We start from the raw sequence: 23,716 nt of genomic DNA, 5'->3' as shown, positions 1-23,716 counted from the left end.
CCAAACAAAAAGCCCGGGTCATCGCCCGGGCTTTTTTTGATTCTCATGCGCTGGCGATCAGCCGAGGATCCTCGCTTCGGTCGCTTCCCTGACTTCGTCCAGCGTCACGCCGGGGGCAAGCTCGACGACGCTCAGCCCGCCCTCTTCCTTGCTGACGTCGAAGACGCCGAGATTGGTGATGATGCGGTCGACGCATTTCACCCCGGTCAGCGGCAGGGAGCATTCCTTGAGCAGCTTCGACGCGCCGGTCTTGGACGTATGATCCATCAGCACAACGACTTTCTTCACGCCGGCAACGAGGTCCATCGCGCCGCCCATGCCCTTGACCATCTTGCCGGGGATCATCCAGTTGGCGAGATCGCCATGCTCGGAGACTTCCATGGCGCCGAGGATCGACAAATTGATATGCCCGCCGCGGATCATGCCGAATGAGTCGGCGGAGGAGAAATAGGAGGTCCGCTTCAGCTCGGTGATGGTCTGCTTGCCGGCATTGATCAGGTCCGGATCGACTTCATCCTCATACGGAAACGGGCCCATGCCGAGCATGCCGTTTTCCGACTGAAGCGTCACGTCGATATCCTCGGCGATATAGTTGGCGACCAGCGTCGGGATACCGATGCCGAGATTGACATAGAACCCGTCGCCGAGTTCCTGCGCGGCCCGTTCGGCCATCTGGTTACGGTCCCAGCCCTTGTGTTCGGTCTCAGACATTATGCATTCTCCCGCTGGCGCACGGTGCGCTGTTCAACGCGTTTCTCGAACTCGCCCTGGACGATGCGCTGCACGAAGATGCCGGGCGTGTGGATATGGTCGGGGTCGAGCGCGCCGAGCGGTACGATCTCCTCGACCTCGGCGATCGTCACCTTGCCGGCGGTCGCCATCATCGGGTTGAAATTGCGGGCCGTCTTGCGGAAGACGAGATTGCCCTGCTCGTCGCCTTTCCAGGCCTTCACGAGGGAGACATCGGCGGTCAGGCCCGTCTCCATGATATAGGTCTCGCCGTCGAACTCCTTGTGCTCCTTGCCCTCGGCGATCAGCGTGCCGACGCCGGTCTTGGTATAGAAGCCGGGAATGCCTGCACCGCCGGCGCGGATGCGCTCGGCCAGCGTGCCCTGCGGGTTGAATTCCAGCTCCAGTTCGCCGCCCAGATACTGTTTCTCGAAGGTCTTGTTCTCACCCACATAGGACGAGACCATCTTCTTGATCTGGCGGGTCTGCAACAGCAGGCCGAGGCCGAAATCGTCGACACCGGCATTGTTGGAAATCGCGGTGATGTTCTGGGCGCCTGAATCGCGCAGCGCGACGATCAGGTTTTCCGGAATGCCGCACAGGCCGAAGCCGCCGGCCATGACGGTCATCCCGTCGAATGTCAGGCCGTCGAGCGCCTCGTCCGCCGACCCGTAAATCTTGCTGGGCATAAGCTGTCTCCTTCTGACTGCTGATGTACCATAGCGGTGCCGCAAAGCAACATGACAGTCGATTCACATTCTTGCCGTTGTAGCGGATTTCCTGGGGATGTGTAGAGGCAGTGGCAAATTTTATCAGCCCGTGGCATAGGCGCGTGATGAGCACTCAACTGCAAATCCTCGTCGACGCCGATGCCTGTCCGGTGAAGGACGAGATCTTTCGCGTGGCAGAGCGCCATGGCGTGCCGGTCGTGGTCGTGTCCAACTCCTATATGCGGCTGCCGGCCGACCCGCTGATCGAAAGGGTTGTCGTTTCTGACGGGTTCGATGCGGCGGACGATCATATTGCGGAGCGCGCCGGGACGAAATCCGTGGTCATCACCGCCGATATTCCGCTGGCGGACAGATGCCTGAAAGCGGGTGCCACCGTGATCGCCCCCAACGGCAAGCCGTTCACGCCCGACATGATCGGCGGGGCGCTGGCGACACGGGCGATCATGCAGGATCTGCGGGCCGGGTCAGTCGGCGGGAATATCGGCGGCCCGCCGCCTTTTTCGAAGGCGGACCGCTCGCGCTTTCTCTCGGTGCTGCATGATACGCTGGAGAAAATGGCCCGGGACTAGATCAACCTGCCTTCAAATGGAATCATTTGAAGGCAGAAAAGTTGATCGCTCCCAAAGTGTTAGAGCAGCTCCTCTGCGTCCATCCGGACGCAGGCTGCTCTAATCGTCCGGGTTACTCGTCCCAGCCCCGCACGATCTCGCGGATCAGCAGGCCCGCCTCGGTATAGTCGTCGTCGGTCCAGCCGCCGGTCGGCGATGCGCCGGCCTTCAGGATCGACGCCCCCTCATCCTTGTCGAACAGCGACCAGTTGGCCATGGACAGCTCGTTCGCCTTCAGGAAATCCACCCACACCTGCGTCGCCTCGTGGTCCGGCGCGCCCTTGCCATAGGCATCGACGGAGCCCCATTCGGTAACGAACAGGGCATAGCCATTGTCGAGCGCGATCTGCGCCTTGTCACGCAGGCTCTGGCCGTGCGTGGCGGCATAAAAATGCAGCGTATACGCAATATTGTCATGGCCTTCGATCGGGCTTGCCGTCGCTTCGTCCACATCCTGCGACCAGCTCTGCGTGCCGACGACGATGAGATTGTCCGGATCGACGGCGCGGATCGCCTCGATCACCTCCAGCGAATAGGGCTTGATCACCGTTTCCCAGTCCGTGTCCTGCAGCGGCTCGTTATAGATCTCGTAGATCACGTTGGGCGTGTCGCCATATTGCTCGGCCATCAGGGTGAAGAATTCCACCGCGTCCTCCGGCCGGTCTTCGGCCGAGTGGGAATGCCAGTCGATGACGACATAGACACCGGCCTCGATCGCGCCGTCGATGACGGCCTGCGCCATCGCGATCTGTTCGGCCGGATATTCAGCATACCCGCCCTTCTCCTCCGCGGCGATTGCGGCGCGCACGACAGAGGCGTCAAAGTCCTCTGCGACATAGGCCACCGCCTCCTTGTTATAGAATTTTTCCGCCCCCCAGCCGATGGTCGACCAGAACCAGGATACGCCGGCGAGGGAGACATTCTCGCCGTGCTCGCCGACAATGCGATTGCCCTCGACGGACAGCTGGCCGTGGGTCTCGACAGGGGTCATGTCCGGGCGCTCGGCCGCAGGGCGGTCTTCATCCGCAGGGGGAGCATCGTCAAACGCCATCACAGCGAAGGCAAGCGGCAGGACGGCAACGCCGCGCAGTAATGTTTTCATGGTCAAATTCCTTATACAAAGCCCATATTGGTGTTGGAAAAATTGCCGATATTCGGGAACACGTCCGGCAGCTCGCTCTCGCTCGCCCCGAACCAGCGCGCCAGCGTCGCGGCATATTCATCGACTGCCGTCGTCGGCAAGAGGCGGCCCTGGCCGACCTGGTCGTCCGTGTCGAGAGAAATATGCGGCGCCGTGCCGTAATAGCGCCCGCCCTTGACCGCGCCGCCGACGATAAAGTGATGCCCGCCCCAGCCATGGTCGGAGCCATCGGCATTCCTCGCCAGCGTGCGGCCGAAATCGGACGCGGTGAAGGTCGTGACCTTGTCGGCAACGCCCATTTCAACGGTCGCGGCATAGAAGGAACCGATCGCTTCATCCACCTGGCCGACCAGTGCGGGGTGGTTTTCCATCAGCCGGTCATGATTGTCGAACCCGCCGAGCGACACGAAGAAGACCTGTCGCTTCGAGCCCAGCGCCTTTTGCGCCCCGATCAGCCGGGCGACGATCTTCATCTGGTCCGCCAGCGGATTATCCCCGCTCCGCGTGTCGAAGGATGTCGACAGGTTCACCCCGTCAAGCGCGCCATTGACGATCCCCTCCATCTCCATGGAACGGCGGGTGACGTTGACGAATTCCCTCTCCAGCGTGTTGGCGCTGTCCTTCGAGATGATCTGCCGCATGGCATAGGCGATGGCGTCATTGGCATAGGCAGGCTCGCTCAGCATGTTGACATCGATCGCGCCCGACGGGCTGATCTGGTATTGCAGCGCCTCTCGGCCCGCAACAAAGACGGCATTGCCCGACGCCGATATGCAGGTCAGCAGCGATTGCTCATTGGCATCCATGGCGAGGTCGCCGAGACGCCCGCCCCAGCCGATGGTCGCGCCTTCCGACCCCAGTGCCTGCCAGACCGATTGCTGGTCGTTATGGGAGAACAGCTTGGGCGGAAGCGGATAGAGATCGCGGTTATTGCCCTCGAATTGCGCTTTCGTCAGTGGGGTAACCAATGGCCCGACATTGAGCTGCACCGCCGCGCGGCCCTTGTTGAACAGGCCGGCGAGGTTCGGCATGTTCGGGTTAAGCGCGAATTGCATGTCGTCAGTCAGCGCCGGTCCGCCCAGCGGCGTCAGCGCCGTGCGCTCCAGTGCACTGCGGGCAACGGCGATACCGCCCGGCCCGCGATCCGGCCCGCCGCCGCGGATATGCGCATATCTGTCATAGTTCGGAATATCGAACGGGATGACCGTATTGGCATAGTCATTGCCGCCATAAAGGAAGACGCAGACAAGCGCCTTGTAGTCGGTCGCCTCGAAGGCTGCCGCCTCGCCGACACCGGCGAGCGACATGGCGAGCGGCCCCGCCGCGCCCATGAACCCGATATGACCGGCCCGCTGCAACAGCGCCCGGCGCGTCAGGGAGGTGTGATCCGTCTTGCTCATCTTCTCGTCTCCCTATTTCTGGATCAGGTATTCAGGGCTCGCCATGACGAGCAGGCAGGCACTGGCGAGCAGGTCCTTCTTGTCGCTATCGGCGCTGTCCTCGGTCACCCCCTTGGAGGCGAGCGCGGTGCCGATGACGGCGCAGGTCTCTGCGGACAATTGCCCGGCGGCAAAATGCAGATTGAGCCAGTCGACCAGCGCTTGCGTGTCATGCGCCAGCGGCAGGAGCGGCGCATAGGTCGGGCGCATATTGTCCGTACCCCACCGGATCATCCATTGCAGGAAGTTGATATAGCCGGCGGTCGATGTCTCGTTATGCAGCTGGAATTCCGGCATCGTCGCATCGGCCCTGGCCATCGCCGTCTGCGGCGGCACATAGCCGGGACGGAAATAGTTGAACACCGATGGCGAGCGCAGCGGGCTCTGGCCCAGGGCATTGTCGCTGCGCGAGGTGTTGAAGACCCAGACCGTACCTGTCTCCGCCTCGACGCCGACCGTGCGCGCCCATTGGGCAAACCGCAGCACCGGTTCGCGCAGCTTGCCGTCCAGGTCTCCGGTGCCCACGGTGCGGGCTTCCGGGTCGAGCAGCACGGCCTTCCACACCGCCTTCAGGTCGCCGCGCACGCCCTCGCCATTATCGTTGAACGCCGCCGTCACCCGGGCGACATAGGACGGGCTCGGATTACTCTTGACCAGCCGCTGGATCATCTGCCGGCCGAAGAACGGCCCGACATTGGGATGGTTGAACAGCACGTCATGGACGTAAGGAAACTTGCGCGACGGATGCGTGCCGGCCGGGATATGCTTGCCGAGGAAATTGACCTCGAGGAAGGAATGCTCCGCGGCATCCAGCGCCATCGGATCGAGCGCGAAATCGACACTCGGCACCGGATAGTCGAGCCATTCGACATCGGTGCGCTTGACGTTTTTCTGGTTATAGTCATAGCCGGTGAAGACGCGGGCGAGATTGGTAATGTCGTCCTGGGTATAGGTCTCGATCGGCTCGCCATTGTCATCGCGCTTCAGCGTGCCGTCCGGGTTGAGCTCGTACAGCCCGATGGTGAACAGCTGCATGATCTCGCGGGCATAGTTCTCGTCAGGCCGGCGACCGGTCGCCTCGTCCTCTTTCAGATTGCCCTTGGTGTTGAGATAGAGCCCCATCGCCGCGTTGAGGGATATCTTTTCCAGCAGGTCGCGGAAATTGCCGAAGGCATTCTTGCACAAGAGGTCCCAATAGGCCGCGATCATGTAGGGCGGCCAGAACCCGTCGATCGGGTCGAGCGAGACGACGAAGAATTGCGACAGGGCGAAGGCGGCGCGCTTGCGCATCTGGTCGTCGCCGGTCAGCATCTGGTTCCAGGCCATCCAGTCGCCATATTGGGGCCAGAAATATTCGCCTTCCGGGGTGACCTTGTCGAAGCCTTCGGCGGTCAGCCAGTCGACCCCGGTCTGGCCGCGCGGGCGGGCAAATTCGGCCTCGAGCCAGCCTTCGGGCCCAAGCTCCTGCACCGCCGCGATGTCCTCCGGCCGGGCGGTCATCTGCGCCTGCAGCAGGAACCGCGCTGCGTCAGTCCCGGAAATCATGGTTGCATTCTGCTGGTCAGACGCGACACCGCCACCGGTGTCATCCACGCCCGGCATCATGAGGGATAGTTTCAAGTCCGCCTCCGTTCGCGGAGCGGCCCTGCCGCCCCGTGCCCTATATACTGTTACGATTCCGGGTCTGATGCCCTTTGTGATAAAGCGTAACCCGGCATGGCGAAACGGGCAAGGGCGGGGTTAAGCCAGAAAAGTGAACAACTTAGCCTTCAGCTTTTCGAGATTACCAGTCTCACATTCCCATACCGTGAGAACCTCCCATCCATCAGCGATAAGCTCGGACCTCACTTTTTTATCTCTTTGTACATTTCCTTCCAGCTTTTTTCGCCAATACCCTACGTTGCTTTTCGGCTTTCGGGCATCTTTGCATTCCTCGGATGGGTGGAGGTGCCAAAAGCATCCGTGCACAAATATGACTTTCCTTTTCCCCGCGAAAACCAGATCTGGCTTCCCCGGTAACCCAGGCTTATGCAATCTGTATCTGAAGCCATGTGAATGAATAAGCCTTCTAACCAGCATTTCGGGTTTTGTATCTTTGTGCCGGATCGCGGCCATGTTCTTGCTGCGGAACTCTTTCGATATCTTATCAACCATAACTTTCAATCATGACCAGAATCATTGGCTATATGAAGGCCTTGACAAAAAGTTAAATGTTGCCATTTTGTTCCGCAATCGGCTCCCATTTTTCACGCATCCGGAGACCCAAAAGATGATAAGAAATCAACTCACTTCATTAGAAGTTTGCGCCGGGGCCGGCGGACAAGCCTCCGGTTTGGAAAAGGCTGGTTTTTTCCATGAAGGCGTCGTCGAAATCGACGCAAACTGTTGCGAGACGCTTCGCGCCAACAGGCCCGAATGGAATGTTCATGAGCAAGATTTGGCTACTTTCGATGCAGATAAATATAGAGGCATAGATCTTTTTGCAGGGGGACTGCCCTGCCCTCCTTTTTCTGTCGCAGGAAAACAACTCGGTGAAAAAGACGAAAGAAACCTTTTCCCGGATGCAATTAGAATTATCGATCAGACACGTCCTAAAGCGGTGATGATCGAGAATGTCAGAGGGTTTCTGGACGCCGTTTTTGAAGATTACCGGAACTCTCTCAAGCAGCAACTCAAGAAGCTGGGTTATGAGACTCACTGGCGCCTCTTCAACGCAGCCGACTTCGGCGTGCCCCAACTGCGGCCCAGGGTGGCAATAGTTGCTCTGCGGAATGATATCAAAGACAAGTTCAGTTGGCCTTCGCCAATTCCATTTGATGCTCCTACCGTGGGAGAAGCTATTGGCGACCTGATGGGGGCCAATGGCTGGCTTGGGACAGAACGCTGGATTGCCGGAGCGAATGAAATCGCACCGACTCTGGTTGGCGGAAGCAAGAAGCATGGCGGACCTGATTTGGGGCCTACCCGTGCCCGGAAAGCTTGGGCATCTCTCGGTGTGAATGGGAAGTCGTTGGCAGAAACGGCCCCTGAAAGAGAGTTCGTCGGTATGCCACGGCTTACCGTGCGTATGTGCGCCAGAATTCAAGGCTTTGATGACTCGTGGGAAATCACAGGCAGAAAGACTGCTGCGTACCGCCAGGTTGGCAACGCGTTTCCGCCGCCAGTGGCCGAGGCCGTGGGCCGGCAGATTTTTCAGGCCATCACGGCAGCCTCTTCATCCAGCCAGCTTAAGGCAATAGCCTGATTAATGAGCTAGTAACCAAGATAAAAGCAATGTGGGCGCATGAGTATGCACCCACTTTCTTCTGAGCATCCGGATTACGAAGTTCTGTCACCTCTGGTTGTCGCAATCCTTAAAGCGGCTGGAGGATTAGAGAAGTTCAAACTCGATATACCTGTTCTTTTTCGAACTGCGATTGATGAGGTTATCGATGCTCCTCGAACAAATCGCTTCACACTGAATGAAATCGAAAAGACCGAGAAAACTTATCTTGGAACCAAGATCGAGATACTGCTCAGAAATCATCTAAAACTTCCTAAGGGCAATCTGTTAGACTTAAATGTCAACAACACTGAATGCGATATAAAGCATACGATGCATGCGAGCTGGTCGATACCGCAGGAGAATTACAATCATCCAGCAATCCTTCTTAAAGAGAATGAAAAAACCGCTCTAATGGATTTTGGTCTGGTCAACATTAGACCGGAGTATCTGAGAGGCGGGATGAACCAAGACCGTAAAACAGGGATATCTGCCGCAAATATGGTTCATGTCTGGTGGATATTGAAAAACTATCCCTATCCTCCCAATTTTTGGGAAAAATTGCCACCTTCAGTAAAAACAAGAATACTCAATGCAGGCTCTGCATCATTAAGAATAGCCGAACTATTTCGGCAAATCCAAGAAAAACCAATAACAAGAACACAAATCCATGCCATTTCTCAGCAGCATGATTATATGAAGAGAATGAGAAAGAACGGTGGCGCACGGGATATTCTTCATAAAGAGAATATCTATATTCTATGGGGTTCTGGTGATAAAAAGCTTATAAAAGAGTTGGGATTGGGCACACTTCACAAAGACGAATTCGTCTCAGTTTCGCCGAAGAACGACGCTGAGAGAAAATTAATTACCAGTTCCCGGCACGGAAAGTGAGACCTACTCCAGATCCGCCGCCTCGAAGGGCTGGACCATTTTTTCCTTGCCCGCTTCCGGGCCGCCGGCCTGTTGCGCGATCAGGCGGTCCTTGTCGCGCTGGCGGAATTCCGCGATCATTGCGCGGACGCGGTTATCGCCGAAGCCGAGATTTTCCAGCCCCTTCTGCGCCATCACGATGCTCGACTCGAAGGTCTCGCGCATGACGAAATCGATATCGTGGTCCAGCAGGTCGATCTCGTGCATCCGGTCATAGGCGCGCGCGATGATGCGGATGCTGGGGCAATGGGCCTTCAGGGTCCTGACGGTATCGTCCATGATCGCCCGGTCGCGCATCATCAGGAAGACCATGTCGGCGGAATTCGCGCCGGCGGTGAGCAGCAGGTGAATATTGGTGGCGTCGCCGAAATAGACCTTGGCGCCGAAGCGGCGGGCGCGGTCGATCTTGACCGGGTCGTTGTCGATCGCCGTCACCGCGACACCGGCGCCATTGAGGATCTGCGCGACGATCTGGCCCATGCGGCCATAGCCGACGATCAGCGCGGTTTCGTTCATCTCGGTCAGCTCCTCGATACCGTCCATGTCGACGTCCTCGTCGCGGCTCGTGGCCATGCGCGCGCCGAGCATGGCGAGCACGGGCGTGAACACCATGGAGATGGTGACGATGGCCGACAGAACGGTCGCGATTTCCGCCCCGAACAGACCCTCGCCCGCGCCGAGCGAGAGCACGACAAAGGCGAACTCGCCGCCCTGGGACAGGGTCAGGCCGGAGCGCATGGCGTCCGAATGGCGCGAGCCGAACAGCCGCGACAGGCCATAGATGATCGCAGTCTTGCTCACGATCAGGCCGATGGCGGCAGCAAGGATGACCACCCACTGGGCAATGATCACCGGCACGTCGAGCTGCATGCCGACACCGATGAAGAACAGGCCGAGCAGCAATTCGCGGAACGGCTCGATGTCTGCTTCGATCTGGTGGCGGTAGGAGCTTTCGGCCAGCATCACGCCGGCGACGAATGCCCCGAGCGCCATCGACAGGCCGGCGGAGGCGACCAGAAGGGCGGTTGCGGCGACGACGAACAGTGCCGTGGCCGTGAACGCCTCGCGCGAGCCGGAGGCGGCGACGAGCCGGAAGACCGGGTTCAGCACATAGCGGGCGACCAGCACCACGATGGCGAGGACCACCAGCGCCCAGGCGAGCGGCTGCCATTCGAAATCGCGCGCCATGTCGCCGTTCATGACATCACCGGGATTGACCCCGCTCATCCCCACCGCGAACGGGATCGCCGCGAGCAGCGGGATGACGGCGATGTCCTGGAACAGCAGGATCGAAAAGGATTTGACCCCGTAGGGCGTCTTCAACTCATTGCGCTCCTGCAGCAGCGACAGGGCGAAGGCGGTCGAGGAACAGGCGAGCGCGAAGCCGGCAATGGCTGCCGCATTGCCCGGCAGGATATCCATCATCCACAGGAACAGGGAAATGGCGATGCCGGTGACCAGCATCTGGGCGAGGCCGAGACCGAAGATATTCCGGCGCAGCGACCACAGCCTTGAAAGAGACAATTCCAGCCCGATCACGAACAGGAACAGGACGACGCCCAGCTCGGCGACATGGAACACGCCCTCCTCGACGGCCAGCAGGCCGATGCCGTATTCGCCGAACAGGACGCCGGCGCCGAGAAAGCCGAGAATGGTGCCGAGCTTGAGCTTGCGGAACAACGGCACCGCAATGGCGGTCGCGCCGAGAAAGATCGCGGCCTGTAACAGAAAGTCGTTGTTTTCAGCGCCGCCAGCGAATGCGAGTATCATAGATGTTGCTCTCCTGCCGCCCCACTATAGGAAAGCAGGCCGTGCCGCCGCAAGGAAAACAGCGGTCGGCGGGCGCAATAATGCGGCCTTGCTCAGCGATCGGCTGTTATCCCCGCCAGTTCGTCCAGCCCGAGGGCGAGATTGAGGTTCTGGACCGCCTGGACCGCCGCGCCTTTCAGCAAATTGTCCTCGGCGCACAGCACGACAAGGCGGCGCTGGTCCTCGATAACTGTCAGCCCACCGATGATCGCGCCGTTAATGCCGGTGCCATCCTTCAGTTCGGGCGCGGCATCCTGCACCTGGACCAGCGGCTCATGCGCATAGGCCTCGTCATAGAGCGCCTTCACGGCGTCGAGCGAGACCGGCTGGCTCAGGCGGGCGTGGACTGTGACGAGGATGCCGGAAAAGGCCGGGTGCACATGCGGGGTAAAGGCGATCGGCCGGCGCAAATGGCGGGTCACTTCGTGCTCATGCTTGTGACCGCTGAGCGCATAGGGCATCAGATTGCCGGCGAGGGCATCGGTGTCGTTCTTGCGGCTCGGTGTCGTACCCGCGCCGGAATAGCCCGAGACGCCAAAGACGGACGGGTAATCCTCGATGATCTGGTTGACCGGATGCAGCGCCAGCTGCGCCGCCGTCGCATAGCAGCCGGGATTGGCGATGCGTCTGGCACCGGCAAGCCCCTCGCGCTGGCGATAGAGCTCCGGCAGGCCATAGGCCCAGGCATCGTCGAAGCGATAGTCGGCGGAGAGGTCGACCAGCACGGTGTCGGGCGCGGCAGCCTCGAATGCCGCGACGAAGGCGGCGCCTGCGCCGTCCGGCAGGGCGAGGACGCAGGCATCGGGCCGGCGGGCGGCGGCCTCTTGCGGCGACAGCGCCTCGAAATCGACGCCGGTAATCTCCGGCGCCATGGCGCTGACCGGGGTGCCCGCCAGTTCGCGCGAGGAGGCGAAGGCGAGCGCGAACGCCGGATGCCCGGCGATCAGCTTCAGCAGCTCGCGACCGGTATAACCGCGCGCGCCGATCAGGCCGATGGAGAATGTCTGGCTCATGATTTCCTGCTCATCAGGGCTCCCGTTTCAGGACCGGACTTACTCAGGAGGCGTGAAAAGCGCAAGGCCCGGAGCGCGCTGCCCCGGCGCTGCGGTTCGCACGCCCTTGCTCCCACTTCGCTTGACCCTATCTCACGGATCACAGGCAATAACATGGAAGAGGGATCACGGCATGAGCGGACACAGGGACCATCGCGAGCCGGGGCCGGATCACCCGATCACTATCGAGCCGGTCAATTCCCGCTTCGATGCGGTGGCCGGCGGCATTGTCATTGCCGCCACGATCCAGCCGCTGATGCTGAGCGAGGCCGATTACGATCCTGTCTGTTACGTGCCGCGCGACCATGCCGACATGGCGGCGCTGGAGCGCTCGGACCGCACGACATGGTGCCCCTACAAGGGCGAGGCCAGTTACTATCATGTCCGCACCGGCGACGGCCTGATCGAAAACGCCATCTGGACCTATGAGACGCCGTTCCACGCGGTCCACCCGATCGAAAAGGCGCTTGCCTTCTATCCCGACAAGGTCACCCTCGACCTGCGCCCGGCGGACCCGCCGCCGGGGGAATCCAGCCGTGTACTGAGTTTCTGGCTCGACGAGCTGGAACCCAAGGAGCGCTTTCAGGCAGACCCCAAGATCGATGACGAGATCGAGCAGCGCTTCGGCTCGCTGCAGCGGGCGGCGGGCAAGGGCGAGTATGATGAGTGGCAGTCGAGCCCCGGCGGGGCGCTCGCCCTGCTGATCCTGCTCGACCAGTTCTCGCGCAATCTCTATCGCGGCTCAGGCAGGGCCTTTGCCAATGACGCCAAGGCACTGGAAATCGCCCGCGCCGCCGTGAAGGCCGGCCATGACCTGACCGTGACCGGCGACCAGCGCGCCTTTTTCTACATGCCCTATATGCACGCCGAGGACATGGCAGCGCAGGACGAGAGCGTGCACCTGTTCAGGACCCGCCTGCCGGGCACGACCTATGTCGACTTCGCCATCCAGCATCGCGACATCGTCGAGGCATTCGGGCGCTATCCCCACCGCAACAACGTTCTGGGCCGCGAGATGACGCCGGAGGAACAGACCTATCTGGATGAGGGCGGCGCGACGTTTTGATCAGTCAGTAGAGACAGGCAAGGTCTCGAAGAAGGTCAGCCGGTTGCCGAAGGCGTCGCCAATGCTGATGGCTATCTCGCCCCACGGCATTTCCTCCGGCTCGCCCGGTTTGGCGTAGCGATAGTCCTTTTCCCTCAGACCACGGATATACGCGCGCAGATCCGCGACGGGCACACGCACCCGCGCGCCGGGCGTGCAGTCGCCGGGGTGTTCCGACAGATGAAGATGACACTCGCCGCGATGGATACCCATGTAGAGCGGGAAATTGTCGCCGAAGCGATGCTCGAACGTGATCTCGAAGCCGAGAAAGTCGAGATAGAATTCCCGTGCCTTCGCTTCATCGAAAATGCGCAGGATCGGGGTCGGCGGGCCGAAAGTCGTCATGGTGATCTCCCTCATGCGAATTTCGCACGGCAATTCGGGCCATGACAATCGAATTCAGCCCTCGACGCTGTTGAAGAAGGTCACGATGTCTTCCAGCACCGGTGCCTCGTCGCGGAAGGGCCGCGAGATCGCGCCGGCGATGCCGACATGGTCGATGCCGTCATATTTCTTCACCGTCACCGGCACGCCCAGGTCGCGCGCCCGCGCCGCCAGCGCATCGACATTGCGCGGCTTGACGGTGGTGTCGTCCAGCCCCGTCATCAGCAGCAAGGCCGGTGCATCCGCCGTGATCAGCGCGACCGGCTGGGTCGTGTTGGCCGGATCGCTCGCGCCCTGAAAGGCCGCGCGCGAGACATCCGTGTCCCATGGATAGAAATCGTATGGCCCGGCGAGGCCCGCCACCGCGTCAATGAGGCCGTCGCTGACGCCGGCCGCTTCCAGCCATTGCGGGTCGACCGCCAGCATCACCGCGTTATAGGCCCCGGCCGAATGCCCGGCGAGATAGAACCGCTCCGGATCGCCGCCATACTGGCCGATATTGTCCTCGATCCACGCGACCGCCGCCGCGCCATCCTCGACAAAGGCCGGGAAGCGCACTTGCGGCACCAGACGATAGTCGGCGATCACGGTGACGAAGCCCTGCGCCGCGAAGGCCCGCCCGGCGAAGTCATAGAGGTCCTTGTCGCCCTCCTTCCACGACCCGCCATAGATGAACATCAGCACCGGCGCACCATCGGCGCCGTCTCTGGGCGTATAGACATTCAGTTTCTGGCGCTCGCCCGAGCCATAGGCGATGTCCCGTTCCGCGAGGACGCCGCCGGCATCCTTGGGCGCGAATGTGTCGAACAGCGCCAGGGTCGAGCAGGCCGACAGGGCAAGGCCTGACACCGCCAGAAGAATGAATTGTCTCAACGCCAACAGGGCCATCCGCATACTCCTTCGCAAAATCCTGAACTCATAAAGTAGTGTTTGGTTAACCTACGGCTAACGGGGCATAAAAGCTTCCTTAAGCCAGCTCTGATATGATGGCATCTTCGGGATCAGATCAGGGGTTGTCTCGTGGTTCAGCCTAAACCGCTCGACACCGCCTCAGAGGCGGCGGAAAGTACACAAAACCAGCCTGAAAAAGGCACCGGTAATCCGGTTCACGCGCAACAGCGGGCGCTTGCCGACCAGCTGGCACAGGCGCGCGCCGTCTTCGGCGAATATGACCTCGTCACCCGCCTGCCCTCGCGTCACCAGTTCCTGAAGGATTTCCCCGACCGCGACGCGCTGGCACAGGCCGGACCGCTGATGCTGGTCACGCTGTCGACCGCCGGGCATTACAACCAGCTTCTGCGCGTCCTCGGCCATGACGCCGCCGATCACTTCGTCATCGAATGCGCCGAACGGCTGATCGCCCTTTTATCGGACCAGTGCAGCCGCGCCTATCATGTCAGCGTGATGAGCTTTGCCTTCTGCCTGCCGGCGGACGGATCGCCGTCGCCGGAGGCGCTTGCCGCTGCGATCCAGAAAGCGTTTGAAGCCACGGTCACCTGCCGCGACCTGCCGGTCAATGCCGGTATCGGCATCGGCGTGCTCGAAACCTCCCGGCGCGCCTTCGATCCGGCCGAGGCCCTGCGCGCCGTCATGACCGCCGCGCAAGCCTCGCGCATGCAAAGCGATACCGCGATGCGCTGGTATGATCGCGACACGGACGAAGCCTTCAAGCGCTCGTTCATGCTGTTGACGGATCTGCGCCATGCGCTTCATGACGACCCGGCGCAATTATCGCTGCATTACCAGCCGAAGATGGACCTTGCCTCCGGCCGTATCACCAGCGCCGAAGCGCTGATGCGCTGGCAGCATCCGCGCCTCGGTGCCATCTCGCCGGGCGAATTCATCCCGCTGGCGGAGGCCACCGCGCTGATCCAGCCCCTGACCCAGTTCGTCATGGAACATGCTGTCGCCGCTCTTTCGCGCTGGCAGGAAGGCGGTTTGTCGCTCAACCTTTCGGCCAACATCTCTCCCGCCAATCTGAACGAGACCGATTTCATCGACCATCTGCTCGACCGGCTGCACCGCGGCGCGGTGGCAAGAGGCACGTTCGAGCTGGAATTCACCGAAGGCGTCCTCAACGACAACCAGCATCAGATGCTGGCGCGGCTCGAGCGGCTGGTGGATGAGGGCATCGAGATCGCCATCGACGATTTCGGCAGCGGCTATTCGAATTTGAGCTATCTCGCCGACCTGCCGGCAACGACCCTGAAGATCGACCAGTCTTTCGTGCGTCCCATGGACGAGGACCCGCAGAAGCAGCGCCTCGTCCAGTCGATCATCGGCCTCGGCAAGAGCTTCGATTACCGCCTTGTCGCCGAGGGGATCGAGACCGACGCGTCCTTGCGTAGTCTCACCGCATGGGGCTGCGATACCGGTCAGGGCTATTTCATCGCCAGGCCCATGCCCGAACAGGCCTTCATGGATTGGGTCGGCGCGCGCTGATCCTTGCCAGTGCTTGGCCAGTGCTTGGCCGGTGCTTGCCGCGTCATTTTCCGGAAACTGCGCCCCTATGGGTGCGTCTTGTCGATCGTTTTCTGGATCACCGGGGGCATGTTGCTGCGCCAGCGGATCAGCTTTTCGTTGATCGAGGCGTTTTTCCGGCGGAGCGTGCGGATGACGTTTTGCACCGGAATGATGTAAGGCGCGAGCAGCGCCAGGCCGATAACGATCATGATCAGGCCGAAGGGGATGGGGAGCGGCAACACGACAAGCCCGGCGAGGAAGAGTATTCCCCCCAAGACCTGATGAAATATCGCCAGCATTTGTTACCCTTGACCCGTTCCAACCCAGAGCCGAATGATTAAGATATAGTGTCACATTCAGCAATAGCGATTCTATCGAACAACACAGAATACACAGTTAATACGGCTTAGCGGCGATTCCAGATCGCCGCCCACCCGCTCTCGCGGCTGTTATGAGAAAGCCGGTTTTGACAGCGGATATCGGGAAGCGAACACCCCGGCCCGCGGCATAGCATGGCCTTTTTCAGGGCATTATCAGGGCACAGGAAAAAATGTTCGATACGGATGACAGCAAATGGGAAGCGGTGACATCACGCGCGACGGCGGCGGACGGTCATTTCTGGCTCGGCGTCATCTCGACCGGCATCTATTGCCGGCCAGGATGCCCGGCCAGAACGCCGAAAAGAGAGAATGTGCGCTACTTCACCTCCCCCGGCGCGGCGCGGGCGGCGGGCCTGCGCCCCTGCAAGCGCTGTCAGCCGGACGGGCAGGGCCTGCCCGCCCGCGACACCGGACTGGTCGAGCGCCTCTGCCGCACCATTGAAGCAGCGGAGACGCCGCCCCGGCTTGGCGACCTCGCGGCGCAGGCAAGGCTCACACCCGGCCACCTCTCCCGCCTGTTCAAGCGCCAGCTCGGCATCACCCCTCGGCACTATGCCGATGCGGTACGCGACGAACGGCTGAAAACGGCCCTGCAGGCGACCGGCCGGGTCACCGATGCACTTTACGATGCCGGATTCAACGCGCCATCCCGGGCCTATGAGGCGGCGGGCAAGCGCCTCGGCATGACACCGGGCGCGGCAAAGGGTGGCGGCACGGGGCAGGTGATCCGCTATGCCATCGCCTCGTCCTGGCTCGGGCGGACCCTGGTCGCGGCGACGCAAAAGGGTCTGTGCGCCGTCCAGCTTGGCGATGACGACCGCGACCTCGTCGCAGCGCTCAGCCGGCGTTTCGCCAAGGCCCGCCTGGAAGAGGCCGAGCCCGGCTCGCCCTACCGGCAATGGATCGATGCCGCCCTCGCCGCGATCGAGCGGCCTGACCTGGCGGCAAGCCTGCCGCTGGATATTCAAGGCACGGCGTTTCAGGAACAGGTCTGGCAGGCGCTGCGCCGGATACCGGCGGGGCAGACGGTCACCTATGGCGAGCTTGCCGCCTCCATAGGCCGCCCGACCGCGACCCGCGCCGTTGCCGCCGCCTGCGGCGCCAACCGCATCGCGGTCATCATCCCGTGCCACCGGGTGATCGGCAAGGACGGGACGCTGACCGGCTATCGCTGGGGCCCGGAACGCAAGGCGAAGCTGCTGAAGGCAGAGACCGGAACCAGGAAGCCAATCCCCTGAATTCATGGTACGCTCCCCCGGGCAAGGGAGGGCGAGCCATGCAGATCATCCTGTTCCTGATCATCAGTTTCGCGGTCAGCTGGACCGTTGCCGGACGGCTTTACACCGCCGGCGGGTTCGAGGGCGCAGGCGCGACCGCGGGCATCTACCTGTTCGTGATGATGCTGGGCCCGGCCATCGGCGCGCTGATCATGACGCTGATCTATGACAGGAGTGTATTCCTCAGCACTCTCGGCCTCAGCGGCAGGCCGGCGCTCAAGGTCATCTCGTGGTCGGCGGCTGGCTGGCTGGCCGCGATCCTGGTCGTCAGCATTGCCGCTCTGATCGCCGCGCTCGCAGGGCCCGGTTTTGCCGATCCGGCAGCCTCCATGGCGGCGCAGCTGGAAGCAAGCCTCGCCGCCCAGGATATCGACATGGCCGATCTGCCGATGCCGGTGGAGACGCTGGTCATGATCCAGTTTGCGGTCAACCTGCCGCTCGGTATCGTGATCAATACATTCCTCCTCACCTTTACCGAGGAACTGGGCTGGCGCGGCTGGCTGCAGCCCCGGCTGGCCTTTCTCGGCTTCTGGCCGATGTGCCTCGCAACCGGGCTGATCTGGGGCGTGTGGCATGCGCCGATCATCGCCATGGGCTATAATTATCCCGGCCTGCCAGTGCTCGGGCCGATCCTGATGACGATCTTCTGTGTCCTGCTCACGCCCTATGTCGCCCTGATGCGCGAGCGCGGCCTGACCTGGGCGGCAGGCGCCTTCCATGGCGCGATCAATGCCGTTGCCGGCGTGTCGCTGCTGTTCATCGCCAGCAGCGATGGCTGGATCTGGAACGGGATCATGGGGCTCGGCGGGTTCATCGTGATGGCTGCCGGCTGCGGCCTGATCTGGTGGTGGCGCCGGAACAATCCGGTCACGGCAGCAAGCCCTGCGGCACGCTCCCCGGATAATCCTCCGCCTGCAGATACATCATCATCTGGCTGAGCGCGTCGTTGTCGGCGATGTCGCGGCAGAAAACCCTGTCGCCAGCCGCCGCCTCGTCGCGCACGGGACCGGCCTGTTCGCGGCACCGGTCGAGGCACAGACCGGCATCGATCCCGGCCGCCGGATCGTCCATAAACGCGACCATCATGTCGAGCTCGCATTCCTGCCACGCCCAGAACACGACGCCATGGGCCTCTTCATTGTTGAGCACGAAATGCCCGCCAATATCCGCTGCCAGTTGCTCGCCATAGGCCGGCGGCGTGATCACATCGCGCCAGCCCGAGACGACGAGCGACGGCACACCGGCATGGTCCGACGCATCGAACCGCCGCCCGTCCCAGTCCGTCCCGGCCATGGCACAGCCATCGCGCTGCAGGGCGGCGTCCTCCGCCGTCATCAGCGGCCAGGGCGACCCGCGCGCCGGCGTTCGCGTATCACTCTCCGTACACGTCGTCGCCAGATAGACCGGAAAGGAGAAAGTGTCGTCGTGATAGGACCATGACAGGGAATTGTACCAGTCGATATTATTTTGCGACAGCGAGGCGAAATAGCCGGACCTGGCCTGCTGGAAATGGCTGAGCATGTAGGCAAAGTCCTTCCAGCCATCACCGGAATAGAGCTTTTCATGGAACAGGCTGATCGCCTCGCGCGACGTCAGGTATACCGGATTGGCGAAAGGCTGGTTGCGCAGCGTCAGCGGGCGCTCGTCGAGCTGGATCAGCACCTGTTCAAGCCGCGCCAGCGTATTGCCTGTGCACGGATCGTTTGAGGTCTCGTCCATATAGGAGATTGCAATCTCGGGGCTGTCGTCCAGATCCTGATACAGCTCGCTTCGGCGTTCCTCGCAAAACGCCGCCACCATTTCCACCGCGCGGTCGAAGGCCGCCTGGTCGCCGGGCAAGAAGTCGAGACGGCCATAGCTCGGCGAATCGAAGGTCGCCGTGCGCACGCCGTCCCGGTCGGCCTCAAGCAGGGCCAGCAGGGATTGCGCCCCGTAGGAAACACCATAGGCATTCCACTGGTTGAGCCCCAGACCCTCGCGCAGGATCTTGAGGTCGCGGCCAAGCTGGCCGGAATGATAGCTATCGAGCGCGACGCCCTTATCGGTCAGCGCTTCGAGGCAGGCCTGCATCGCGGTGCGCTCGCGCGCCGTCGAGCGCTGCGCCGGCGGGCGTTTCAGCTCTTCCCATTGGGCCTTGTCGAGGCCGGGGCAATCGAGCGCCGGCTGGGCCAGCCCGAGCCCGCGCGTATCGACCAGCACCACGGCCCTGCCACTGTCGAGCACGCGCCCAAAGAACCAGCGCGCATTGCCGGACGGGCCATAATCCTCCCAGCCGCGAAAGACCGAGGCATAGCCGGGCCCGCCCTCGAGATAGAGGAACGGATCGGCTTTCGTCGCGCCGCCCAGCGGTTCGATCACCGTCGCGAAGATAGAGATGGGGCGCGATGCCGGATCGTCATGATCCTGCGGCACATAGGCCCGGTAACAGGTCACGCCCGGATCGCGCCGGTGCCGGAACGGGCAGTCAACCGCCGCTACCGTCCCGGCCGCGATTGCCTCGCCGGGAAAGACCACGGGCGCGGTCACCGCCTCCTCGTGCAGCCACAGGAAGGGCAGGCTGACGACAAGCGCAAAGGCAGCGCCGGCCAGCAGTGTCCGCAATACCGAAACAGGCCGCCTGTAGCGTGGTTCGCCCATCAATCCCCTCTCGTCCCTGTTGGCCTTATCGGCTGCCCTCAGCGAAAGGACAAGACTGCAACAATGCCGGTACCCTTGCAAACAGGCGGCCAGGTCGATTGCCTATTGGTTAACAGGAAAGAAAGAAAAAGGGCAGACGCGCCAACAGGTACCAGCTTTGGGAAAACGGGACCATGGGTGCGCGGCGCGCCTGCTTGTGAGCCTGTACTGCCGGCCCATTCATAAAGGCGTGGCCGGACCCGATTCCGGCTCACGCCAACGCACGAAAACCTCAATAGGCCGGCGACAGCCGCTTGCCGTCCATCGGGTCGAAGAACTGGTCGTCGGTGACGACGAAAGACCCGTCATTCATCTGCCACGCGCTGGAATAACCCGACGGCAGCGAAATCTCGCCGCTCGGCGTGTCCGCCGAGAACGTGTCCTCGCCGCGGATCGCGTCAATCTCCTTGCGCCGGATCGCGTCATCATTGGAGCCGCGCCAGATGTCGATCGAGGACGAACTGGTCGCCCTGTAGCCTTCCATGATCGCCTCGTGCCGCTTGCGGCTGCCCTCCATCATGATGCCGGACATCTTTGCCTGATGCTGGGCCATGCGCCGGGCATAGGCCGGGTCCTCCCGGTAATTGGCGACGAACGCATCGAAGACCGGCATGTGCTGTTCCAGCGTGCCCTTGCGCGCGGCAAAGGCGGTGACCAGCATCGTGCCACCCGCCGCCGCCTGACTGTCAGGCCCGAAGCCATAGCCGGGCATGGTCATCAGCATGTGAAACGTCATCAGGCTGACGATCGCCTCATAGGGCGCGCCCTGATAGGTGTACTCGATCCGCGCGCTGGTCGCATCGAACCAGGTGCGCGAATTGGGATCGCCATTATAGATCTGGCTCGACATCATCTGCGCCGCCTGCTTCATCTCCGGCGCGGCCTGTATCGCGACGACGCGCCCGCCGGGCATTTGCCGGGCCAGATGGGCCGCGGCCTCGTCCGCGCTCTGGTACGCCGCGGCCACGCAATCCTGCGGCACGGGCATGCCCATCGTGTTCGCCCGCCAGCCGAAGCCGGGCATCAGGAAGATGCCCGCCGCCTCGCCCGGCGCGGTTGCCTGCCAATTGCTGGTCGCGCCCATGGTGCAATCGCCCTGGCGCCAGATCACCCCGCCCTGGGGCGTCCAGCCGGCGGGAATGACGGAGCTTGCCGCCAGCATCGGCTGCTCGAATCCGGAAGGGTCCATGATCTTCGCCGGCTGCAGCCGCAGCTGACTGCCGCTGCCAGCCGCTAGGGCAGAGGACTGGCCAGCCGTCTGGGCCGCGTCGCTTCTCTCCGGCCCGCAGGCGGCAATCGCGACACTGAGACTCAACAGCATGACGGCAATCCGGCGCATGGGGGCTCTCCCTGTTAAGGCGCAAAGGCACTCTCTCCAGTGAGGTAAGCGTGAAAGGTATGGAAAACGGGTCAGGGAATTTTGGGGAGCCGCCGCAAAATTGCGCTCGCGGAGGCGCCCCTGTTTTGTCAGCCAAGGCCGCTAAGGCATAGTATGCCTTAGTCGGCACGGCTGCCCATTGTCTTGCCGGATATGAATAGTCAAGGAGCGTAGCCCGCCGGAGGCGGCGGCCCTTCGGGCAGTCCTTGACGATTCATATCCGGTAAGACCACCACCGCACCCATGACATCGCGACACCCCGTCCCTTCCCTCGCAGCCGAAACCCGTTAGATATGAGACATCCAACGAAAAGAGACCCTCATGGCTGACACCAAACCCCTCAAACACGGCCCCTACCGTAGCTTGCGCGATTTCATGGACATGCTCGAGCGCGAGGGCGAGCTGGTCCGCGTCAGCCACCCGGTCTCCACCGTGCTGGAGATGACCGAGATCCAGACCCGGCTGCTTGCCGAGGGCGGCCCCGCCGTCCTGTTCGAGAAGCCGGTGCTCGACACGGGCGAGCCCTCGCCGATCCCGGTCCTCGTCAACCTGTTCGGCACGGTCCGGCGCGTGGCGCTCGCGGTCACCATGGGTAACCAGGTCCGCACCGAAGCCAAGGATTTGCGCGAGGTCGGCGAGACGCTGGCCTTTCTGCGCCAGCCGGAGCCGCCGGCCGGTTTGAAGGACGCGCTCGACCTGTTGCCGCTCGCCCGCCAGGTGCTCGCCATGAAGCCGGGCTCGAAGAGCTTCGGCACCGCGCCATGCCAGGAAGTGGTGTGGGAGGGCGACGATATCGATCTTACCCGCCTGCCGATCCAGACCTGCTGGCCGGGTGAGCCGGCGCCGCTGATCACCTGGCCGCTGATCGTCACCCGCGGGCCGTCCGACAAGCGCGAGGACAATTTCAACCTCGGCATCTATCGCATGCAGCGGCTGAACAAGACCCAGACCATCATGCGCTGGCTCGCCCATCGCGGCGGGGCGCAGCATCACCGCCGCTGGGGCAAGGAGAAGACCGAGCCCCTGCCCGCCGCCGCCGTGCTCGGCGCCGACCCCGGCACCATCCTCGCCGCCGTCACCCCGGTGCCCGACACGCTGTCGGAATACCAGTTCGCCGGCCTGCTGCGCGGCAAAAAGGCCGAGCTGGTCGACTGCAAGACCGTGCCATTGAAAGTTCCCGCCGAGGCCGAGATCGTGCTCGAGGGCCATGTCTCCCTCACCGACTATGCCGATGAGGGCCCCTATGGCGACCACACCGGCTATTACAATTCGGTCGAGCGCTTCCCGGTCTTCACCGTCACCGCGATCACCATGCGCCGCGAGCCGGTCTATCTGTCGACCTTCACCGGCCGCCCGCCGGACGAGCCGAGCGTGCTGGGCGAGGCGCTGAACGAGGTGTTCATCCCGCTGCTGCGCCAGCAATTCCCCGAGATCACCGATTTCTGGCTGCCGCCGGAGGGCTGCTCCTACCGGATCGCGGTGATCAGTATGAAGAAGGCCTATCCCGGCCACGCCAAGCGGGTGATGATGGGCGCCTGGAGCTTCCTGCGCCAGTTCATGTACACAAAATGGGTGATCGTCGTCGATGACGACATCAACGCCCGCGACTGGAAAGACGTGATGTGGGCAATCTCCACCAAGATGGACCCGGCAAGAGACATCACGGTGATCGAGAACACCCCGATAGACTATCTCGACTTCGCCAGCCCGGAAAGCGGATTAGGGTCCAAGATCGGGCTGGACGCCACCGACAAGTGGGCGCCGGAGACCAAACGCGAATGGGGCGAGGAGATCAGGATGGACGCGGATGTGGTGCGCAAGGTGGATGAGATGTGGGGGGCGCTGGGGCTGCCGGGGAGTGGGAAAGGGATTTGGTGATATCTAATCTAGGTCGTCTCTTGGCACTAACTTGTAATGTCTTTCTCTTGAAATTTTCATTTCATAATTGTCAATTACCACTTCAAACATAGCAATTACATCATCTGAGGCAAATTGAGCGCTAATTGCCCTTACAGGCAAGCCCGGAAATTTTTCTTTACAACATTCGTGGTCTTGTATCGACTGAACAACACCAATCTCGTCTTTGCCGGTTTTGGCTTGCACTGGAATTACGTAATGCTTCCCATCACTATCTATACCAGCATAGATCTCGTCAATTTCAACCTGAATACCTTCCCCGTAGGTTGTTCTCCAATGATTTTGAAGAGAATATGTTGTCACGCCCAAGAAAATATCAATTAGTCTATTATATCTAGGGGCTGACCTAGGAGATTAACGTCTCTAAGGTTGGCTGATGCAGCTAAAGCATTCAAAACTCACGCATTTCCAGACCGACAGGCTGCTTGAGCA

Annotated in this window: 22 protein-coding genes; 8 read left to right on the top strand and 14 right to left on the bottom strand. The window is 61.7% G+C overall.

Annotation, left to right across the window (positions count from 1 at the left end):
- Window positions 1-57: 57 nt before the first annotated feature.
- Window positions 58-711 carry a CoA transferase subunit B gene (locus IEV88_RS00110; RefSeq protein ID WP_206711286.1) on the bottom strand — a complete coding sequence of 218 codons (654 nt, stop codon included), beginning with the start codon at window positions 709-711 and terminating at the stop codon, window positions 58-60.
- The gene (locus IEV88_RS00105) at window positions 711-1,418 is read right to left on the bottom strand and encodes a CoA transferase subunit A (protein ID WP_188159281.1); all 708 of its coding nucleotides are present in this window, start codon (window positions 1,416-1,418) and stop codon (window positions 711-713) included. Before IEV88_RS00105 ends, IEV88_RS00110 begins: the two co-directional genes overlap by 1 nt.
- Before the next feature lie 158 nt (window positions 1,419-1,576).
- Between IEV88_RS00105 and IEV88_RS00100 the strand changes: the two genes are divergently transcribed.
- Window positions 1,577-2,029, top strand: a complete 453-nt coding sequence (locus IEV88_RS00100) for a YaiI/YqxD family protein (RefSeq protein WP_188160476.1) — start codon at window positions 1,577-1,579, stop codon at window positions 2,027-2,029.
- Window positions 2,030-2,141: 112 nt separating this feature from the next.
- Here IEV88_RS00100 and IEV88_RS00095 read toward each other — a convergent pair whose 3' ends face one another.
- The 4 genes from IEV88_RS00095 to IEV88_RS15355 all read right to left on the bottom strand — a co-directional run bounded on the left by IEV88_RS00095 (window position 2,142) and on the right by IEV88_RS15355 (window position 6,763).
- The gene (locus tag IEV88_RS00095) at window positions 2,142-3,170 is read right to left on the bottom strand and encodes a glycoside hydrolase family 5 protein (protein WP_206711284.1); all 1,029 of its coding nucleotides are present in this window, start codon (window positions 3,168-3,170) and stop codon (window positions 2,142-2,144) included.
- Between the two features lie 11 nt (window positions 3,171-3,181).
- Window positions 3,182-4,609 carry a DUF1501 domain-containing protein gene (locus tag IEV88_RS00090; protein WP_188159280.1) on the bottom strand — a complete coding sequence of 476 codons (1,428 nt, stop codon included), beginning with the start codon at window positions 4,607-4,609 and terminating at the stop codon, window positions 3,182-3,184.
- A gap of 12 nt (window positions 4,610-4,621) precedes the next feature.
- The gene (locus tag IEV88_RS00085) at window positions 4,622-6,268 is read right to left on the bottom strand and encodes a DUF1800 domain-containing protein (protein WP_206711283.1); all 1,647 of its coding nucleotides are present in this window, start codon (window positions 6,266-6,268) and stop codon (window positions 4,622-4,624) included.
- Window positions 6,269-6,388: 120 nt separating this feature from the next.
- Entirely contained in the window at window positions 6,389-6,763 is a 375-nt protein-coding gene (locus tag IEV88_RS15355; protein WP_206711282.1) for a very short patch repair endonuclease, read from the bottom strand.
- A gap of 154 nt (window positions 6,764-6,917) precedes the next feature.
- Between IEV88_RS15355 and IEV88_RS00075 the strand changes: the two genes are divergently transcribed.
- Together IEV88_RS00075 and IEV88_RS00070 are read left to right on the top strand one after the other, a co-directional pair.
- Window positions 6,918-7,892 carry a DNA cytosine methyltransferase gene (locus IEV88_RS00075; protein ID WP_188160473.1) on the top strand — a complete coding sequence of 325 codons (975 nt, stop codon included), beginning with the start codon at window positions 6,918-6,920 and terminating at the stop codon, window positions 7,890-7,892.
- A 39-nt stretch (window positions 7,893-7,931) separates the two neighbouring features.
- Window positions 7,932-8,804: a NaeI family type II restriction endonuclease gene (locus tag IEV88_RS00070; RefSeq protein WP_188159278.1), complete on the top strand. Its 873-nt coding sequence runs from the start codon at window positions 7,932-7,934 to the stop codon at window positions 8,802-8,804.
- A 3-nt stretch (window positions 8,805-8,807) separates the two neighbouring features.
- Here IEV88_RS00070 and IEV88_RS00065 read toward each other — a convergent pair whose 3' ends face one another.
- Both IEV88_RS00065 and argC read right to left on the bottom strand, forming a co-directional pair.
- Window positions 8,808-10,613: a monovalent cation:proton antiporter-2 (CPA2) family protein gene (locus IEV88_RS00065; protein ID WP_188159277.1), complete on the bottom strand. Its 1,806-nt coding sequence runs from the start codon at window positions 10,611-10,613 to the stop codon at window positions 8,808-8,810.
- 92 nt (window positions 10,614-10,705) lie between these two features.
- Window positions 10,706-11,665 (bottom strand): N-acetyl-gamma-glutamyl-phosphate reductase, encoded by a 960-nt coding sequence (argC, locus tag IEV88_RS00060; protein WP_188159276.1) that lies wholly within the window; start codon window positions 11,663-11,665, stop codon window positions 10,706-10,708.
- A 172-nt stretch (window positions 11,666-11,837) separates the two neighbouring features.
- On the opposite strand from argC, the gene IEV88_RS00055 reads away from it, so the two are divergent.
- The gene (locus tag IEV88_RS00055) at window positions 11,838-12,770 is read left to right on the top strand and encodes a DUF924 family protein (protein ID WP_188159275.1); all 933 of its coding nucleotides are present in this window, start codon (window positions 11,838-11,840) and stop codon (window positions 12,768-12,770) included.
- On the opposite strand, the gene IEV88_RS00050 is transcribed toward IEV88_RS00055, so the two are convergent.
- On the bottom strand, window positions 12,771-13,154 hold the full coding sequence (locus IEV88_RS00050; protein ID WP_188159274.1) for a glyoxalase superfamily protein: 384 nt from the start codon (window positions 13,152-13,154) through the stop codon (window positions 12,771-12,773).
- Window positions 13,155-13,208: 54 nt separating this feature from the next.
- Window positions 13,209-14,087 carry an alpha/beta hydrolase gene (locus IEV88_RS00045; RefSeq protein WP_188159273.1) on the bottom strand — a complete coding sequence of 293 codons (879 nt, stop codon included), beginning with the start codon at window positions 14,085-14,087 and terminating at the stop codon, window positions 13,209-13,211.
- Window positions 14,088-14,213: 126 nt separating this feature from the next.
- Here IEV88_RS00045 and IEV88_RS00040 point away from each other — a divergent pair, with 126 nt between their 5' ends.
- Window positions 14,214-15,635, top strand: a complete 1,422-nt coding sequence (locus IEV88_RS00040; RefSeq protein ID WP_188159272.1) for a putative bifunctional diguanylate cyclase/phosphodiesterase — start codon at window positions 14,214-14,216, stop codon at window positions 15,633-15,635.
- A 65-nt stretch (window positions 15,636-15,700) separates the two neighbouring features.
- On the opposite strand, the gene IEV88_RS00035 is transcribed toward IEV88_RS00040, so the two are convergent.
- A complete protein-coding gene (locus IEV88_RS00035) occupies window positions 15,701-15,955 on the bottom strand; it encodes a PGPGW domain-containing protein (RefSeq protein ID WP_188159271.1) in 255 nt (84 codons plus the stop codon).
- Between the two features lie 251 nt (window positions 15,956-16,206).
- On the opposite strand from IEV88_RS00035, the gene ada reads away from it, so the two are divergent.
- Together ada and IEV88_RS00025 are read left to right on the top strand one after the other, a co-directional pair.
- On the top strand, window positions 16,207-17,274 hold the full coding sequence (gene ada, locus IEV88_RS00030) for a bifunctional DNA-binding transcriptional regulator/O6-methylguanine-DNA methyltransferase Ada (protein WP_188159270.1): 1,068 nt from the start codon (window positions 16,207-16,209) through the stop codon (window positions 17,272-17,274).
- Window positions 17,275-17,312: 38 nt separating this feature from the next.
- Window positions 17,313-18,251 carry a CPBP family intramembrane glutamic endopeptidase gene (locus tag IEV88_RS00025; protein WP_188159269.1) on the top strand — a complete coding sequence of 313 codons (939 nt, stop codon included), beginning with the start codon at window positions 17,313-17,315 and terminating at the stop codon, window positions 18,249-18,251.
- On the opposite strand, the gene IEV88_RS00020 is transcribed toward IEV88_RS00025, so the two are convergent.
- Both IEV88_RS00020 and IEV88_RS00015 read right to left on the bottom strand, forming a co-directional pair.
- Window positions 18,181-19,950 (bottom strand): alpha/beta fold hydrolase, encoded by a 1,770-nt coding sequence (locus IEV88_RS00020; RefSeq protein WP_188159268.1) that lies wholly within the window; start codon window positions 19,948-19,950, stop codon window positions 18,181-18,183. The genes IEV88_RS00025 and IEV88_RS00020 overlap by 71 nt on opposite strands.
- Before the next feature lie 271 nt (window positions 19,951-20,221).
- Window positions 20,222-21,328 (bottom strand): hypothetical protein, encoded by a 1,107-nt coding sequence (locus IEV88_RS00015; protein WP_188159267.1) that lies wholly within the window; start codon window positions 21,326-21,328, stop codon window positions 20,222-20,224.
- Window positions 21,329-21,688: 360 nt separating this feature from the next.
- Between IEV88_RS00015 and IEV88_RS00010 the strand changes: the two genes are divergently transcribed.
- Complete coding sequence (locus tag IEV88_RS00010) at window positions 21,689-23,245, top strand: UbiD family decarboxylase (RefSeq protein ID WP_188159266.1); 1,557 nt, start codon at window positions 21,689-21,691, stop codon at window positions 23,243-23,245.
- A gap of 3 nt (window positions 23,246-23,248) precedes the next feature.
- Here IEV88_RS00010 and IEV88_RS00005 read toward each other — a convergent pair whose 3' ends face one another.
- Entirely contained in the window at window positions 23,249-23,593 is a 345-nt protein-coding gene (locus IEV88_RS00005; RefSeq protein WP_188159265.1) for a hypothetical protein, read from the bottom strand.
- Window positions 23,594-23,716 lie beyond the last annotated feature (123 nt).

The sequence above is a fragment of the Aquisalinus flavus genome, from assembly GCF_014640095.1.
Lineage (GTDB): Bacteria > Pseudomonadota > Alphaproteobacteria > Caulobacterales > Parvularculaceae > Aquisalinus > Aquisalinus flavus.
The sequence above is the reverse complement of the archived record's forward strand: the minus strand, read 5'-3'. Positions and strand labels throughout refer to the sequence as shown.